The 15,501-nt window shown below is 62.7% G+C and carries 15 protein-coding genes; 10 read left to right on the top strand and 5 right to left on the bottom strand.

Translation table 11 applies throughout. The annotated features are described in order from the left end of the window. Positions 1–188: 188 nt before the first annotated feature. Complete coding sequence (locus tag SynA1544_RS07175; protein WP_186515362.1) at positions 189–815, top strand: MarC family protein; 627 nt, start codon at positions 189–191, stop codon at positions 813–815. A 127-nt stretch (positions 816–942) separates the two neighbouring features. Here SynA1544_RS07175 and SynA1544_RS07170 read toward each other — a convergent pair whose 3' ends face one another. Continuing rightward, positions 943–1,713 carry a helicase DnaB gene (locus tag SynA1544_RS07170; RefSeq protein WP_186515361.1) on the bottom strand — a complete coding sequence of 257 codons (771 nt, stop codon included), beginning with the start codon at positions 1,711–1,713 and terminating at the stop codon, positions 943–945. Positions 1,714–1,828: 115 nt separating this feature from the next. On the opposite strand from SynA1544_RS07170, the gene SynA1544_RS07165 reads away from it, so the two are divergent. Next, the gene (locus SynA1544_RS07165) at positions 1,829–3,427 is read left to right on the top strand and encodes a glucose-6-phosphate isomerase (RefSeq protein WP_186515360.1); all 1,599 of its coding nucleotides are present in this window, start codon (positions 1,829–1,831) and stop codon (positions 3,425–3,427) included. A 12-nt stretch (positions 3,428–3,439) separates the two neighbouring features. On the opposite strand, the gene leuS is transcribed toward SynA1544_RS07165, so the two are convergent. Together leuS and SynA1544_RS07155 are read right to left on the bottom strand one after the other, a co-directional pair. Then, positions 3,440–6,049: a leucine--tRNA ligase gene (leuS, locus tag SynA1544_RS07160; protein WP_186515359.1), complete on the bottom strand. Its 2,610-nt coding sequence runs from the start codon at positions 6,047–6,049 to the stop codon at positions 3,440–3,442. 46 nt (positions 6,050–6,095) lie between these two features. Then, complete coding sequence (locus tag SynA1544_RS07155) at positions 6,096–6,317, bottom strand: hypothetical protein (RefSeq protein WP_186497802.1); 222 nt, start codon at positions 6,315–6,317, stop codon at positions 6,096–6,098. Between the two features lie 27 nt (positions 6,318–6,344). Here SynA1544_RS07155 and dapF point away from each other — a divergent pair, with 27 nt between their 5' ends. From dapF to dacB, 5 genes are all read left to right on the top strand, one after another. Continuing rightward, entirely contained in the window at positions 6,345–7,451 is a 1,107-nt protein-coding gene (dapF, locus tag SynA1544_RS07150; protein ID WP_186515358.1) for a diaminopimelate epimerase, read from the top strand. Further along, a complete protein-coding gene (locus SynA1544_RS07145; RefSeq protein WP_186515357.1) occupies positions 7,438–8,610 on the top strand; it encodes a cysteine desulfurase family protein in 1,173 nt (390 codons plus the stop codon). The genes dapF and SynA1544_RS07145 overlap by 14 nt, the downstream gene beginning before the upstream one ends. Before the next feature lie 12 nt (positions 8,611–8,622). Next, positions 8,623–9,339, top strand: a complete 717-nt coding sequence (locus SynA1544_RS07140; RefSeq protein ID WP_186515356.1) for a DUF1995 family protein — start codon at positions 8,623–8,625, stop codon at positions 9,337–9,339. A 62-nt stretch (positions 9,340–9,401) separates the two neighbouring features. Beyond that, positions 9,402–9,908, top strand: coding sequence for a DUF4330 domain-containing protein (locus SynA1544_RS07135; protein ID WP_186515355.1), 507 nt, complete (start codon positions 9,402–9,404; stop codon positions 9,906–9,908). Next, positions 9,905–11,212, top strand: coding sequence for a D-alanyl-D-alanine carboxypeptidase/D-alanyl-D-alanine-endopeptidase (dacB, locus tag SynA1544_RS07130; RefSeq protein ID WP_186515354.1), 1,308 nt, complete (start codon positions 9,905–9,907; stop codon positions 11,210–11,212). The genes SynA1544_RS07135 and dacB overlap by 4 nt, the downstream gene beginning before the upstream one ends. On the opposite strand, the gene SynA1544_RS07125 is transcribed toward dacB, so the two are convergent. Both SynA1544_RS07125 and coaD read right to left on the bottom strand, forming a co-directional pair. Beyond that, positions 11,157–12,176, bottom strand: coding sequence for a hypothetical protein (locus SynA1544_RS07125; protein ID WP_186515353.1), 1,020 nt, complete (start codon positions 12,174–12,176; stop codon positions 11,157–11,159). The genes dacB and SynA1544_RS07125 overlap by 56 nt on opposite strands. 1 nt (position 12,177) lies before the next feature. Further along, on the bottom strand, positions 12,178–12,669 hold the full coding sequence (coaD, locus tag SynA1544_RS07120; RefSeq protein ID WP_186493222.1) for a pantetheine-phosphate adenylyltransferase: 492 nt from the start codon (positions 12,667–12,669) through the stop codon (positions 12,178–12,180). 69 nt (positions 12,670–12,738) lie between these two features. Between coaD and SynA1544_RS07115 the strand changes: the two genes are divergently transcribed. From SynA1544_RS07115 to SynA1544_RS07105, 3 genes are read left to right on the top strand one after another with little or no spacing between them, the layout of a single operon-like run. Then, positions 12,739–13,221, top strand: coding sequence for a flavin reductase family protein (locus tag SynA1544_RS07115; RefSeq protein ID WP_115009275.1), 483 nt, complete (start codon positions 12,739–12,741; stop codon positions 13,219–13,221). A gap of 9 nt (positions 13,222–13,230) precedes the next feature. Next, complete coding sequence (uvrC, locus tag SynA1544_RS07110) at positions 13,231–15,216, top strand: excinuclease ABC subunit UvrC (protein ID WP_186515352.1); 1,986 nt, start codon at positions 13,231–13,233, stop codon at positions 15,214–15,216. After that, the gene (locus SynA1544_RS07105; RefSeq protein ID WP_115162014.1) at positions 15,213–15,500 is read left to right on the top strand and encodes a hypothetical protein; all 288 of its coding nucleotides are present in this window, start codon (positions 15,213–15,215) and stop codon (positions 15,498–15,500) included. Before uvrC ends, SynA1544_RS07105 begins: the two co-directional genes overlap by 4 nt. Position 15,501 lies beyond the last annotated feature (1 nt).

Below are 15,501 nucleotides of genomic sequence, written 5' to 3'. Positions count from 1 at the left end.
CTGGAATCAAGCAGAGTCGAGCTGTTGTGTGAGTGATTGAATCACCTGAATTTCACTTCTGACCCCTCCCCACTGTCACCCGCGCTCGCTTCTGCCTGCGGGCAGCGCCTGACGTAACTATTGCCGAAACAATGGATGCACCATTGTTCAATGCCAACTAGACATGAATCAAAAGAATTCTCTCTTTGATGTCTCTTCTTCATACCGCTATTGGTGTTTTCACAATTGCCAACCCAATCGGCAACTTGCCAATCTACTTGTCATTCACTGATGGAAATCCCCGTCTGGATCGTGCGATTGCCAGAAGCGCAGCTTTGACATTCACCATTGCCCTTCTGCTATCGACATGGATCGGCAATGGTCTTCTTGAATTTTTTGGCATCAGTCGAGGTGCCTTTCAGATTGCCGGCGGTGTGATCGTGGTCTTGATTGGGCTCTCGATGTTGCGTTCGCAGACACCTCCTGAGCACCACGACCCTGAATCAATCGCTCGGGATCAGTCTTCTTCTGTAAAAGGTGTAGTCCCTCTTGGTATTCCGCTGCTTGCGGGTCCAGGAACGTTGACGGTTGTCATCGCCGACCCATTGGCTGCAAGCCTTAGCGGTCGTGTGGGAATCAGCTTTGTCGTGATGTTGCTGGGTTTGCTGGTGTACGTGATCTTTGCAGCTGGCGATCGCTTGGCCAATCGAATCAGCTCATCTGCGTTGCAGGTGCTAACGAAGGTGATGGGCCTTCTCCTTACGGCGATTGCCATCCAGATGCTGATTAATGGCTTTATTTCAGTCTCCCCAGCATTGAGTCAGTCTGCGTCGTAAATGCCCATGATTTTTCGATCAAACAAGGAAGACATAACGAAGACTTACTGCACTAGAAATTCCAGTTGGTGAGGATGCCTGTGATTAGACCAGCCAAGGAGTCGTTATAACTCCAGTGTTTGATTGTTTAAACCGTGATGTCGGGATTCGGTTGGCGACCGCCGTAAATCAACCCGTGCAGTTCAGGGTCCTGCATGTAGCCCAACACCCGTGCTGGGTAATCCAATTTTCCGTTGTGGAGGTAGGTGAGGGTGGCGATCGCCTTGGCATCCAAATAGGAACGGCTCGCCTGCAGCATCAAGCTCTCTGGCAAGCCAAGGGCCAGCTTCAGCCGTTGAAACTTCGCCGCCAGCATGGTGATGTTCATCTCGGGGTCCAGCAATTGATTGCGGGCCCAGGTGATCTCCTCCTGCGTTGGGTTCGCCGGCAGCCGGTTCTGATGGATCAGTTCCGAAACGCTGATCTGGGCCGGTCCGTGCGTCTTCACCAGACCGGAATGGGCGATGAAGGGGAGGCTCTCCCCCGGCTTGGAGTGCTGAATTTCGTCGAAAAGAACGGCGGTGATCAGCATTGGATTCACCTGATGCGCCGCTGCTTGGCGCAGGATCACCGGCTTCAGCTCGCGCAGGCGATCCAAGGTTGATGCGCGCAATGGTTGGAGCTGATCCATCCCGCTGGTGAACAGCTGGGCCAGCTGCGTCTGGGGGCCGTGCACCCCGAAGCGACGTTGCAGCAGCTTCAGTTCTTCGGGTGAGAAATCTGTGGGCTCGAGCCTGTCCTCCACCACAACAGGCGCCTGATCCCCAACCTCAGCAACCGGGTGTGACCACTGACCAACCAGGCACAGGCTCGCTGCCGTCGCCAAGAGTGCTGTTGGCCATCGCAATGGCTCAGCCATGGGGGCTGGACATGGGGTTAGCGGAAGATGACATGAAACTAGCTGTGGTGTCCTTTCCCGTGGGCATCCCGTCAGATTCTGGATACGTTCGGCAGGTCTGCACCGTCCACCCGGCATGAGCTTTCCGGATTTCAACGCTTCCGACGCTCATATTCAATGGCAGAGGTTCTGCGATCTCAGCTGGTATCACGATGATCTGGGCGTCTGGCTCGACATCAGCCGGATGCATGTGAACGCTACCGATCTGCAATGGCTGCAGCCGCGAATGGACAAGGCTTTCGCGGCGATGCAGGAGTTGGAAGCCGGCGCCATCGCCAATTCCGATGAGCAGCGCCAGGTGGGGCATTACTGGCTTCGTACCCCTGAACTCGCTCCCTCGTCAGAGCTTCAACAGCACATCTCCAGGGAAATCGATCTGATCGCAGCCTTTGGGCGCGATGTGATCAACGGAACGATCAAGGCCCCCAACGGCGAAGCCTTCACCGACGTGCTCTGGATCGGCATCGGCGGCAGTGGTCTGGGACCCGCCTTGATGATCAAGGCCCTGCAGAACCCTGGCGAGGGTCTTCCGTTTCATTTCTTCGACAACGTCGATCCCAATGGGATGAGCAACGTCCTGGCGGGGTTGGAGGGTCGTCTCGACCGCACCCTGGTGGTGACGGTGAGCAAGTCGGGGGGGACGCCCGAACCCCATCTCGGCATGGAGCAGGCTCGCCACCGCCTCGAGGCCGCTGGGGGCCAGTGGGCCGGCCAGGCCGTTGCCGTGACGATGCTCGACAGCAAGCTGGATCAGCAGGCCCAGAAGGAAGCTTGGCTCAAGCGCTTCGACTTGTTCGATTGGGTGGGGGGGCGCACCAGCATCACCAGTGCCGTTGGTCTGCTGCCCGGTGCCTTGATTGGCTGTGACATCCGCGATTTCCTCACCGGCGCCTCTCAGATGGATGCCGCCACCCGCGCCGCGGATCTGCGCCGCAATCCAGCCGCCCTGATGGCCGCTTCCTGGTTCGTGGCCGGTGGTGGTCGCGGTCAGCGCGACATGGTTGTTCTGCCCTACCGCGATCGTCTGGAGGTGTTCAGCCGTTACCTCCAGCAGCTGGTGATGGAATCCCTGGGCAAGCGCCTGGATCGCAACGGTGACGTGGTGCACCAGGGCATCGCTGTTTACGGCAACAAAGGCTCCACCGACCAGCACGCCTATGTGCAGCAGCTGCGCGACGGTGTCGACAATTTCTTTGCCACCTTCATCGAAGTGCTCGAAGACGTGAGCGATATCCCCACGCTTGACGGGGAATGCCCCGGCGACTTCCTTGATGGTTTCCTGCAGGGCACCCGTTCAGCCCTTACCGAGGGTGGCCGCCAGAGCATGACGATCAGCATGCGCCGCTTTGATGCACGCCGTCTCGGCGCCTTGATCGCTCTGTTCGAGCGTGCCGTCGGTCTCTACGGCGAACTGGTGAACATCAACGCCTACCACCAGCCCGGCGTGGAAGCCGGCAAGAAGGCAGCGGCAGCGATTCTCGACCTTCAAGGTCGTGTGGAAGCGATCCTGGCCGACGGTGTGGCCCGCTCCGCCGATGAAATCCGCCTGGCCCTCGGGGATGGCACCGATGAATCCATCTTCTGGATTCTGCGTCACCTCACCGGCAACCAGCGCGGCTTCTGTGCCCAGGGCGACTGGAGCCAACCCGCCTCGATGCGTTTCAGCAAAGGCTGATCCCGCCTGGGATCAGGGCACCAGGTTCACCAGTTTTCCGGGGACCACGATCACCCGACGGGGGGCTGCGCCCTCCAACCATTTTTCGGCCACATCACTGGCCAGGGCGAGCCGTTCCAGCTCCTCCTTGTCTGCGGAGGCCGGAACCTGCAGCTTGCCCCGCACCTTGCCCTTCACCTGGATCACCACTTCAACGCTGTCCTGCACCAGTGCCGTTGGATCCAGAACCGGCCAGCTTTGACGGTGCACGCTGCCGCTTCCCCCCAGACGGCTCCAGAACTCCTCCGCCAGATGTGGCGCGAACGGAGCCAGGAGGCGAACCAGTCCGGAAAGAGCTTCCTGCAACACAGGTGCACTCAGGGCCTCGATGCCGGTGGAGCTGATGGCATTGGAGAGCTTCATCAGCTCGGAGATGGCCGTGTTCAGCTGGATCGCGTCGCTGAGGTCCTCGCTGACGGCTTCGATGGCCAAGTGCAGCGCCCGACGTACGTCGCTGTCGGCATCGCTCAGATCGGCCGGCCGTTGCATCGGCTCGAGTGAGTCGATGCGGGTAGCACCCGCCTCAACAAGGCGCCAAAGCCGTTGGAGGAAGCGGAACTGACCCTCCACATCGGCGTCATCCCACTCCAGATCCTTCTCCGGCGGTGCCTTGAACAGGATGAACATGCGGGCTGTGTCTGCGCCGTAGCGGTCGATCACCGCCGCGGGGTCAACGCCGTTGTACTTCGACTTCGACATCTTCTCGAACAACACCTCGAGCTTGTCGCCGGTGTTGGGGTCCCGGGGATTTCCGGGATCTGCCACGTCCGCTGGAGCGATGTACTTGCCGGTTGTCGCATTGCGGTAGGTGATTCCCTGCACCATGCCCTGGGTGAGGAGCCGTTCAAACGGTTCGTTGATGTCGACCAGGCCGCGATCCTTCAGCGCCTTGGTGAAGAAACGGGCGTAGAGCAGGTGCAGGATCGCGTGTTCGATGCCGCCCACGTATTGCTTCACCGGCAACCAGCGGTTCACCGCCTCCTTGCTGAAGGGTTTCTCGGTGTTGTGGGGATCGGCGAAGCGCAGGAAATACCAGGAGGAACACATGAAGGTGTCCATGGTGTCGGTCTCGCGCTTGGCCGGCTTGCCGCAGCAGGGGCAGGCCACGTTGACCCAGTCGCTCTGCTGGCTCAGGGGTGAACCGCCCTTGCCCGAGAGATCAATGCCCCGGGGCAGCTCCACCGGAAGCTCCTCGCGCGGCACCGGAACAGCACCGCAGTCGTCGCAGTGGATGACGGGAATGGGGCAGCCCCAGTAGCGCTGGCGCGAGATCAGCCAGTCGCGCAGGCGATAGGTGACCTTGCTGCGGGCCCAACCCTGCTCGGCGCCGTGGCCGGTGATGGCGCCCTTGGCTTCGCTGGAGGCCGTGCCATCGAAGCTGCCTGAGTTGACCAGTGTTCCGGCATCCGTCCAGGCCTGACCGGCCGCGATGGCTTCAGCAGCTCCTTCGGCGTCGATCACCTGCTGGATCGGCAGACCATTCGACCGGGCAAAGGCGATGTCGCGTTGGTCGTGGGCCGGCACGCCCATTACGGCGCCCGTGCCGTACTCGGCCAGCACGTAGTCGGCGATCCACACCGGCAGCACCGCCCCCGTCAGGGGGTTGATCACATGACTGCCGATGGGTACCCCCCGTTTGGGCCTGTCATCACTGGTGCGTTCGATCGTGCTCAGACGAGCCACCTCCTTGCGGAAGGCCTCCACCGTGTCCTTCTGATCAGCGCTGGTGAGGCTGTCCACCAGCTCGTTTTCCGGTGCCAGCACCACGTAGCTCGCCCCCGCGAGGGTGTCGGGTCGGGTGGTGAACACGGTGATCGTCTGATCGCTTTGTCCTTCGATTGAGAAGCTGATCTCAGCGCCTTCGGAACGGCCGATCCAGTTGGCCTGCATGGTGCGCACCCGTTCCGGCCAGCCCTTGAGGGCGTCCAGGTCGTTGAGCAGCGGCTCGGCGTAGTCAGTGATGCGCAGGAACCACTGGTTCAGCTGGCGTTGTTCCACCAGAGCTCCGGAGCGCCAGGAGCGGCCGTCACCATCCACCTGCTCATTGGCCAGCACGGTCTGGTCGACGGGATCCCAGTTGACGGTGGCGTTCTTGCGATAGGCCAGCCCTCCCTCGAGCAGTTCAAGGAACAGCCACTGGGTCCAGCGGTAGTAGTCGCTGTGGCAGGTCGCCTGTTCGCGGCTCCAATCGATCGAAAGGCCAAGGCGATCCAGCTGCGCCCGCATCTGATCGATGTTGCGGTCGGTCCACTCGCCGGGGTCCACATTGCGTTCGATGGCCGCGTTTTCAGCGGGAAGTCCGAAGGCATCCCAGCCCATCGGATGCAGCACGGCATGGCCCCGCATGCGTTGAACCCGGGCGATCACATCGGTGATCACGTAGTTGCGCACATGGCCCATGTGCAGGCTTCCCGAGGGGTACGGGAACATCGACAGGGCAAAGAATCCGGGCTTCTCACCAGCTTCTTGTGTGGTATCCACCCCATCCGCCTTCCAACTCTCCTGCCAGCGCTGCTCCAGCGCAGTGGGGTCATAACGACCGGTCTGGGCACTGGCGTCGACGGCAGGGTTGGCAGCGTTCACGGAACCAGCGCTCGGCAAGGTTGCGATCGTGCCACATGCCTGGTGTTCAGCCGAGGGAGCGGATCACGCTGATCTGCCGACGGTTGATCAGCACGGGCCGGCTCGCACCCGCCCGTTCGATGGCCAGAAATTCAGGGTCCTGCCAGATCAGACGCCCCTCGATGGGCTCCTGTCCCACCACAGCAATGCTGAGGGGGAGCTGTTCACGAATCCAGCTCTGCAGCAGCCGAACCCCCGGAAGGCTTGGATCGAGTGGAGATGTCTCCATAGGATTCGGGGGCAATACCGGCCACGCATGCTGCAGTTCAGCAAATATCAGGGACTTGGCAACGACTTCCTGATCGTTGAAGGCCGGCAGGGACAACTGCCCGATGCCATCAGCAATCCCGATCCCGCCTGGGTGCGGCGCATCTGTGATCGGCGCTTCGGCGTTGGTGGCGATGGCCTGATTCTGGCGCTGCCTCCTCAGGCGGAGGGAGAACTGCGGATGCGGATTCTCAATGCCGATGGCAGTGAGGCCGAAATGTGTGGCAACGGCATTCGCTGCCTGGCCCGCTACCTGGCCGACACCGACGGTGATGCCCCAGGCCGCCGCTGGGACATCGAAACCCTGGCGGGAATGATTCGCCCCGAACTGATGGCCGATGGGCAGTTGCGAGTGGACATGGGCCCCCCTTTCCTCACCTCCGAGGGCATCCCCACAACCCTGATGCCCGAAGACGGCCTGCCGCAGGGGGTGCTGCTGCTGGAGGGAGAACAACTGAAGGTGGCGGCCGTTGGCATGGGCAATCCCCATGTGGTGGTGCCCGTCGACGACCTGGCCAGCATTCCCTTTGATGCCTGGGGTGCTGCCCTGGAGGTCCATCCGGCCTTCCCGGCCAAGACCAACGTTCATTTCCTCCAGGTGCACAGCCGTGAGCGGCTGGAGATCCGGGTCTGGGAACGGGGTGCTGGCCCGACATTGGCCTGCGGCACCGGTGCCTGCGCCACCCTGGTGGCGGCGGTGCTGCTGGGCCTCGCCGATGACTGCGCCGAGGTGGTGCTGCCCGGCGGTCCGCTGATGATTGAGTGGCGTGATCGCACCGGTTCCGTGCTGATGACGGGACCCGCCGAAGCGGTGTTTGACGGGGTGCTGACGCCCGATCTGGTGCCGGCAGGATCCTCGATGGCTTCGATCAGCGAAGCGCCTGCCGCTCCACCTGCGCCGATGACCGCAACCGACTTCGATTGCTCCAAGGATTGCGCTGAGCAGTGTCAGCGCCCCGACCGCTGCCTCCGCGATGAGGCGCAGCAGAAGGTGCAGGCTTTCCTCAGCAGCACCTCCCTCGACTCGATGCTCAATCTCGCCAGTGAGTCCCTGGAGCAGCGCACCAAGGCGCGGTTCGAGCGTGGAACCCCCTGAGCTCTACCTGGATGCTGCTGCCACGACACCTCCCCTGCCGGCGGTGATCGCGGTGATGCAGCAGCTCCAGCAGACGGCCTGGGCCAACCCCAGCAGCCTGCATGGGGCTGGGTTGGCAGCAGCGGAAGCTCTGGAGCGAGCGCGCTGGCGCATCGCCGAGCGCTTCGCTGTCAATCCTGACCAGTTGATCGTCACCTCAGGGGCGACGGAATCCGTGCATCTTGCCTTGCTCGGCTGTGCCGCCGGTCTTGTCCCGGGCCGGTTGGTGATCTCTGCGGTGGAGCATCCGGCGGTGGTCGCTGCGGCGCACCAGCTGGACGCCCTGGGCTGGAGCGTTGCCGAATGGCCCGTTGATGGGCAGGGCGTACTGCGGCTCGATCAGCTCGATCGGTTGTTGTCCGCTCCAACCCGATTGGTTTCCCTCATTGCAGCCCAGGGCGAGGTGGGTGCATTGCAACCGATCAGCACGATCGCTCGGGCCTGCCGCGAGCGCGGCATCGTCATCCACAGCGATGCCACCCAGCTTGTGCCCCAGGGTTGCTTCGCCTTCGAGCGGCTCGGGGCTGATCTGCTGACCCTCTCCGCCCACAAGTTCCGCGGCCCCCGGGGCGTGGGCCTGTTGATTCGGGCCCCCGGTGTGGAGCTTTCACCGCTCCAAGGCGGCGGTGGCCAGGAGCACGGCCTGCGCTCCGGTACCGAACCTGTTGCGTTGGTGGGCGGCATGGCCGAAGCCCTGATGGCCCTCCCCAGCTTTGACCCCGTCAGCCAGCACGTTCCACCGGGCAGCTCAACCCAGATCCGTCGTCAACGGGATCAACTGCTCGAACGCCTGCTGGAGCTCCCCCAGCTTCAGCTCTGCGGCCCTTCTCCCGATCAGCGTCTGCCCCATCACATTGCGCTGTTGGCCAAAACCGTTGGTGGACAGCCGCTGCCCGGACGCGATCTGGTGCGACGGCTGGCGGCGGCGGGGGTGGCCTGCAGCAGCGGCAGTGCCTGCAGCAGTGGCAGCAGTGCCGACAGTGCTGTGCTCACGGCCATGGGCATTCCCGGGCCTGAACGTCAGTCGGGCCTGCGGCTGACCCTTGGCCCCTGGTTGTCGGATCAGGATCTCGACGCCATTCCCGGCCGCTTTGCCTCCGCGTTAACGGCATTGTCCTGACATGCTTTGGCGATGACTCAATCCGACGCTTCCTGTCTCGCCCTCCCCGCGGATCTACTCGCCGCCGAGGAGGCCATGCTGCAAGCCGCCCTGGCGGCCGTTGGATCCGGCGACGGTCAACGCTGGGCCGCAAGCCTCCGTTTTGAAGGGCTTCGCCTGCTTCCGGTGGCGCTGCGGCTGGCCCGAGCACTGATCGCTGCCGGTCAGGACCTGTTGATGGTTTGGCCCGATGCCGGTGCTGCCGCCCTGGCCCGGCGCGATGCGGAGGACCTCAAGGAGGTGATCCTTGATTTCAATCAGCTCAAACGGGCGGAGAGCGATGTTCCCAACACCCGCCTTCTGCTTGCGGTGAACCCCTCCCCTGCGGATTACGAGGAGTTCCAGGCCTTGTGTGAGAACCACTCAGGAGTGGTTCTGATGCTGAATGGACGTCTCGAAGACGCCGCCGTCGGCATCGGCAGCGTGGCCCGGGAGCGCCGAAAGGGTTTCGTGGCCAGCTGGCAGCAGGCCTACTGGCTCCAGCCCCTGGAGGGAGGCGCGTTGATGCGCTGCTTCCCCGATGACTGGCGTCTCTATCGCCAGGATCCCGATGGTTACCGCCAGCTTGAGGTGTTGCCTGAACGTCCGGATCCCGACACCACAGCAGCGCTTCTGGCCGGTGAAGATCCCGACAGCATCAAGCAACAGCTGTCCGGGGTCGACCGCTTTCTTGATGGTCTGCGCAATTGAGCCGCCTCTGGCTTGATCCAGGCTCAGACCCTCCTTAAGGTTCAAGCCCAGGCTCCCCTTCGATGGTGCTCAACAGGCTTCGATCCCTTTCACCCATCGATGCCGTGGCTGGAGTCGTCGCCTTGGCCGCTCTGGCCGGGGTGGTCTGGTCCCCCAAGCTCTCCAATGCGGTCGCCAAGGCCACCGGTGCTGTGAAACCTGTGCAGGTGAGCGTTGATGTGGTGCGGCTGTACAGCGCTGATCCCGAGCAGCTGCTGACTTCAGTGCGGGAGGAAGCAGCCCTCAACATCGTGATTCGCAATCAACCGGCCGGTCGGGTGAGCCTGGTGTCGGTGGATGACGTCACCAATCCCCTGACGGCGGTGCAGCCCGATGGTTCGGTGGTGATTGCCGATGCCCCCGCCACGGCTCAGCCACGCCATGCCCGGTTTGTGATGGAGGCCCAGGCCGAGATCAAACCCTCCGGCGTTGTGATCGGTGGCACCAAGCTCAAGGTGGGTGTGCCCGTTGAACTGGAAGGACGCCTCTACCGCCTGAACGGCGTCGTGAGCGGAGTGATGCCTCTGTGATTCGCTCTGCCCTGGTCTCCCTGCTGGTGCTGGCGCCCCAGTTGCCCGTCAGGGCAGCGCCTCAACTGTTGGCACCACCTCCGGTGGTGCAGCGTCAGGGCCAGGCCATGCTCAGCGGCGGTGCACTGTGCCCTGCCCTGCAGACCGCCTTGGAATCAGCGGTGGGCACGGAAGAGCAGTTGTGGAGCGTCAGCGTTGTCGATCAACGGGGTCAGCTGCTGGCTGATCTGAACGGGGGGATCCCCCGGATCCCGGCATCGAATCAGAAACTGGTCAGCACGGCCTTTGCCCTGGATCGCCTCGGCCCCGACTTCCGTCTGAAGACGCAGCTGTTGCGTCATCCCGATGGGTCCCTGGAGATCGTGGGGGAGGGCGATCCCGACCTCAGCATTGCCGAGATCCAGAGGTTCGCCATGGTGGCTCTTGGCCAGGGCGGCTCCAGCAGCACCTCCAGCGTCTCCTCTGCGCCTGTTCAGCTGATGGTGCGGGAGGAACCGCGTCAGCGCTGGTGGCCCGCCGATTGGGATCCTGCGGATCGCTCCTACGCCTACGGCGCACCGATCACCCGCCTTGCTCTCACCAGCAATGCCCTCCACATGGCGGTGATGGATCCAGCGCAACGGCTGCAGCGGATCCTCAATTCCACCGTGCAGCAGCAAGGGGGACAGATCCGCCTGCAGATGGTCGATCAGCAGACCCGGGAAGCGGCCCTCGCGCGGAGCAGGGGGGCAAGTGTGGTTCTGCACAGCGAGGATTCCGCGCCGATGCACGCCCTGCTCAGCCTGGCCAACACGGAGAGCCACAACTTCACTGCTGAGGTGCTGATGCGTGAGGCGGCGGACGTTTGGGATGTGAACCGTGCGTCCATCGCCACCACCCGCTGGTTGCAAGCCCAGGGTGTGCCGATGACGGGACTTCGGCTGCGGGACGGCAGCGGACTCTCACGGGGCAACCGTCTCACCAGCCGTTCCCTGTCTGTGCTGCTGTGGCGCATGGCGCAACACCCCCTGGCGGCTTACTACCAGGCCTCGATGGCGATTGCAGGCCAGAGGGGAACGCTGCGCAACTACTTCTGGGGCACACCACTTGTGGGTCGCTTCTGGGGAAAGACCGGCACCCTCAGAGGAGTTCGTTCGATCTCCGGCATTCTTGAAACCGCTGATGGACCGCGTTACGTGAGCATGATTGCCAACGGGTCCTATGCACCCAACTCCGTAATGGGCCAGATCCTGCTGGCCAGCCAGCGGATCAGCCGTTGCCCCGCATGGAGCGCAGCCGGGACGCTGCCCGCTGGGATCGACTGAACGGCACGGTTTTGCTGTCATCACCAGCGTTAGGGGCAGGAGTTGCTGATCGGATCATCTGGATCTTGGAGAGCTCCTGACGGCCGGCCATCACCACCTGGGCCATTTCCTTGAGGCGCACCTCCAGCTCACCCAGGGTCTGTTCGGCGTAACGGTTGGCACCGTCCTGAACGCCGGCGGCTTCCTGGCGGCTGCGTTGGATCAGCGACTCGCACTGCTGTTGGGTCTGCTGGCGGAACTGCAGTGCGTCGTTGTGGATTCGCTCGGCCTCATCGCGGCCTTCCTTCTGCAGACGAAGGGCTTCACGGCGAATCGTCTCCAGATCCTGCAGCGCCTGCTGTCGATTGGCTTCATGCTGCTCAGCGTGATGGCGCTTGAGTTCCGCTGCGTTGGCCTCGATCTGTTGGATTTGCTGCTGCGCCTGTTGGCGGCTGGCGTCGAGTCGCTCGGCGTGTTGACGCTTCAGCTCAATCGCTTCCTGATCCAGTTGCTGGCGACGTTCCAGGGCTTCCTGCTCCAGCTGCTGGCGGCGGGTGGCGAACTGCTGCTCCAACTGCGCCAGCTTGCCTTGCATCTCCTGCTCCAACGTCGCCCCCTGCTGTCGCGTTTTCTGGAGCAGCTGCTCACATTGCTGACGCGCCTGTTCGCGCATCTCATTCACCTGCCGTTCCGCTTCCTGGCGGATGGCGGCGTTGTTCACCAGCTGTTCGCGCTGACGCTGGGCCTGCTCGACAATCTCTTCGGCATTCCTGCGGGCGGTGTTGATGAATTCGTCCCGACGATCCAGCAACTTGACGGCCCGCTCCAGCTCCTTCGGCAATTCATCGCGGACGGCATCCAGCAGCTCAACGGCATCGGTTTCGTTGACCAATCGTCCTCCGGTGAACGGCAGCCGACTGCCCTCCAGCACAACTTCCTCCAACTGATCGAGTTGATCGAGAACGGAGAACCGGACGTCGTTCATCTCAGCTGGCGGGGAAAGCCGAATTAAAGAGCCTGTTGAGGTCCTTCGCCACCTCTGGCGGAACCATGTGGTCGATTGACCCGCCGAAGCGGGCCACTTCCTTCACCACCGAGCTGCTGAGAAAGCTGTGGCGGGCCGTGGTGGCCATGAACACAGTCTCCAGATCGTCTGCCAAGGAGCGGTTGGTGTGGGCGATCTGCAGTTCGTATTCGAAGTCACTCATCGCTCGCAGGCCCCTCAGGATCAGGTCGGCGCGATGGGTGACGGCACAGTTCACCGTGAGGCCATCGAAACTGATCACCTCAACGCCGGAGAGATGGCGCGTCGCCGTGCGGATTTGTTCGATCCGTTCGTCGACGCTGAATGCAGGCCGTTTGCTCGGATTGCTGAGCACAGCAACGACCACCTCACCAAACAGGCTCACCGCCCGCTCGATCAGGTCCATATGACCATTGGTGAGAGGGTCGAAACTGCCGGGGTAGAGCGCCCGCATCGGGAATCAGCGATGGGCGGATCCTATGCAGCGGATCGCTGTTTAGATTTCAGCCAACGCATCCGTGCCATGAGCCTCGACGCCGACGCCAAGAAGGTCCTGCTTCGCAAGATCCCCCATGGACTCTTCATCTGCGGCGTGCGCAACGGCGATGAGGTCAACGGTTTCACGGCCAGCTGGGTGACCCAGGGCTCGTTCGAACCGCCCTTGGTGGTGATGGGCGTTCGGGCTGACAGCAGCAGCCACGCCATCATCGAGGCCACCGGCAAGTTCTCCCTCAACGTGCTGCGGGCCGATCAGAAAGATCTGGCAGCCGTGTTCTTCAAGCCCCAGAAGGCGCTCGGTGGTCGCTTTGAAGCGGCACCCTTTGAGGAGGGCGAACTTGGTCTTCCCCTGCTCACCGATGCCGTCGGTGGTGTGGAGTGCGAACTCGTGGGATCGATCAAGCATGGTGACCACACCGTTTTTGTGGGCGAAGTAAAAACGGCGCGCCTGATCGCCGATGGCGAGGCCCTGAACCTGGCCAGCACCGGCTGGAATTACGGCGGCTGAGCTGGCCTGGTGGATGCCGCCTCCGGTGCACCGCTGCTGACGCAGCCCGAGCGTCTTGAACGCCGGCTCAAGGAGATCCCCGCTGAGCCGGGTTGCTATCTGATGCGGGACGGCGACGACCGGATCCTCTACGTCGGCAAGTCGAAGGCGTTGCGCAGCCGCGTGCGCAGCTATTTCCGCAGTCGGCATGACCTGTCGCCACGGATCCGGCTGATGACACGCCAGGTCTGTGAGATTGAGTTCATCGTCACCGACAGCGAGGCTGAGGCCCTCGTTCTCGAGTCGAACCTGATCAAGAACCATCAGCCGCACTTCAATGTGCTGCTGAAGGACGACAAGAAATACCCCTACCTCTGCATCACCTGGAGTGAGGTCTACCCGCGGATTTTCATCACCCGTCGCCGTCGCTTCCGCAGCCCCCTGGATCGCTTTTATGGGCCCTATGTCGATGTGGGTCTGCTGCGCCGCACCCTGTTCCTGGTGAAGCGGGTGTTCCCGCTGCGGCAACGCCCCCGGCCGATGTACCCCGATCGCACCTGCCTCAACTACAGCATCGGGCGCTGTCCGGGGGTCTGCCAGGAAAAAATCAGCTCAGAGGACTATCACCGCACCCTGCGCAAGGTGGCGATGGTGTTTCAGGGCCGCAGCGATGAACTGCAGCAGCTGCTTCAGGAGCAAATGGGGCGGTATGCCGAGCGAATGGACTACGAGTCGGCGGCCCGGGTTCGCGATCAACTTCAGGGGCTGGATCAGCTCACCGCTGATCAGAAGATGAGCCTGCCGGATTCCTCGGTAAGTCGCGATGTGCTGGCCCTTGCCTTCGATGAACGTTTGGCGGCCGTGCAGCTGTTTCAGATGCGCGCCGGGAAGCTGGTGGGACGTCTTGGCTACACCGCTGACGCCTCAGGTCTGGAACCTGGGTTGATCCTGCAACGGGTGATTGAAGAGCACTACAGCCAGGTGGATTCCGTTGAGGTGCCCCCCGAGTTGTTGGTGCAGCACGCTCTGCCCCAGCAGAAACTGATGGAGGAGTGGCTCTCGGAACAGCGCGAGCGTCGGGTGCAGATCCACTGCCCGCAGCGCCAGCAGAAAGCCGACCTGATTGAACTGGTGCAGCGCAACGCGGAGTTTGAGTTGCTCCGCGCCAAGCAAGGTCAGGAGAAGCAGTCGTTGGCCACGGAGGATCTGGCGCAACTGCTGGAGTTGCCCACCCCGCCGCGGCGGATCGAGGGCTACGACATCAGTCACATCCAGGGCAGCGATGCCGTGGCCTCCCAGGTGGTGTTCATCGACGGGCTGCCCGCCAAGCAGCACTATCGCAAGTACAAGATCCGCAGCAGCAGCATCCGCGCTGGCCACAGCGACGACTTCATGGCGATGGCGGAAATCATGCGCCGTCGTTTTCGGCGCTGGGCCCGGGCCAAGGCGGAAGGGGTGGATGTGGGTGCCCTGCGTCACAAAGGTGGCAGCGCTCTGCAGACCGACGGCCTCAACGACTGGCCCGATGTGGTGATGATCGACGGCGGCAAAGGCCAGCTCACTGCCGTGATGGAGGCCCTGCGCGAGCTTGATCTGCACGAGGATCTCAACGTCTGCTCCCTCGCCAAGCAGCGCGAGGAGGTGTTTCTCCCCGGCGAAAGCCAGCCGCTGGAGAGTGAACCGGATCAGCTCGGAGTTGTGCTCCTTCGCCGCCTTCGCGACGAAGCCCACCGTTTCGCTGTCAGCTTCCATCGCCAGCAGCGTGGTGAGCGGATGAAGCGTTCACGCCTCTCGGACATCCCCGGAGTTGGGCCCAAGCGGGTCAAGGATCTCTTGGCCCACTTCCATTCAATTGATGCCATCCAGCTGGCATCGGTTGAGACCCTGTCCAAGGCCCCTGGCGTAGGACCGGCTCTGGCCCGCGACATCCACGATTTCTTCCATCCTTCCGACGACGGAGCCGACGCTGATGCCAGGGCTGCTTTAGAAGAGCAGCCTCAGGAACTCTCCGCATGATCCGTCAGCTCTGCATGGTTCTGGCAGGAGTGTTTCTTCTCGCCACTCCGGTCTGGGCGTCTCCCGGGCTGTGCACCGGGCCTGTGTGTGCCGACGGCATCACCCGCAGCGCCAAGAACCACTGGCAGCTGGTGCTGCGGCTCAACGATCAGCAGGGCCATCGCGAAAAAGTGGTGATGAATTGCCGGGCTGGCCAGTTGAGCCCCATGGCCGGACCCGTGGATCGCGCCTATGCCACCGCCCTGGGTCGTCGCGCCTGCCGTCTTGCTGGGGAGGACAGCTGAC

This window comes from Synechococcus sp. A15-44, from assembly GCF_014280115.1.
Classification (GTDB): domain Bacteria; phylum Cyanobacteriota; class Cyanobacteriia; order PCC-6307; family Cyanobiaceae; genus Parasynechococcus.
Note: the sequence above shows the minus strand (reverse complement) of the source record. Positions and strands in the feature narration are given on the sequence as shown.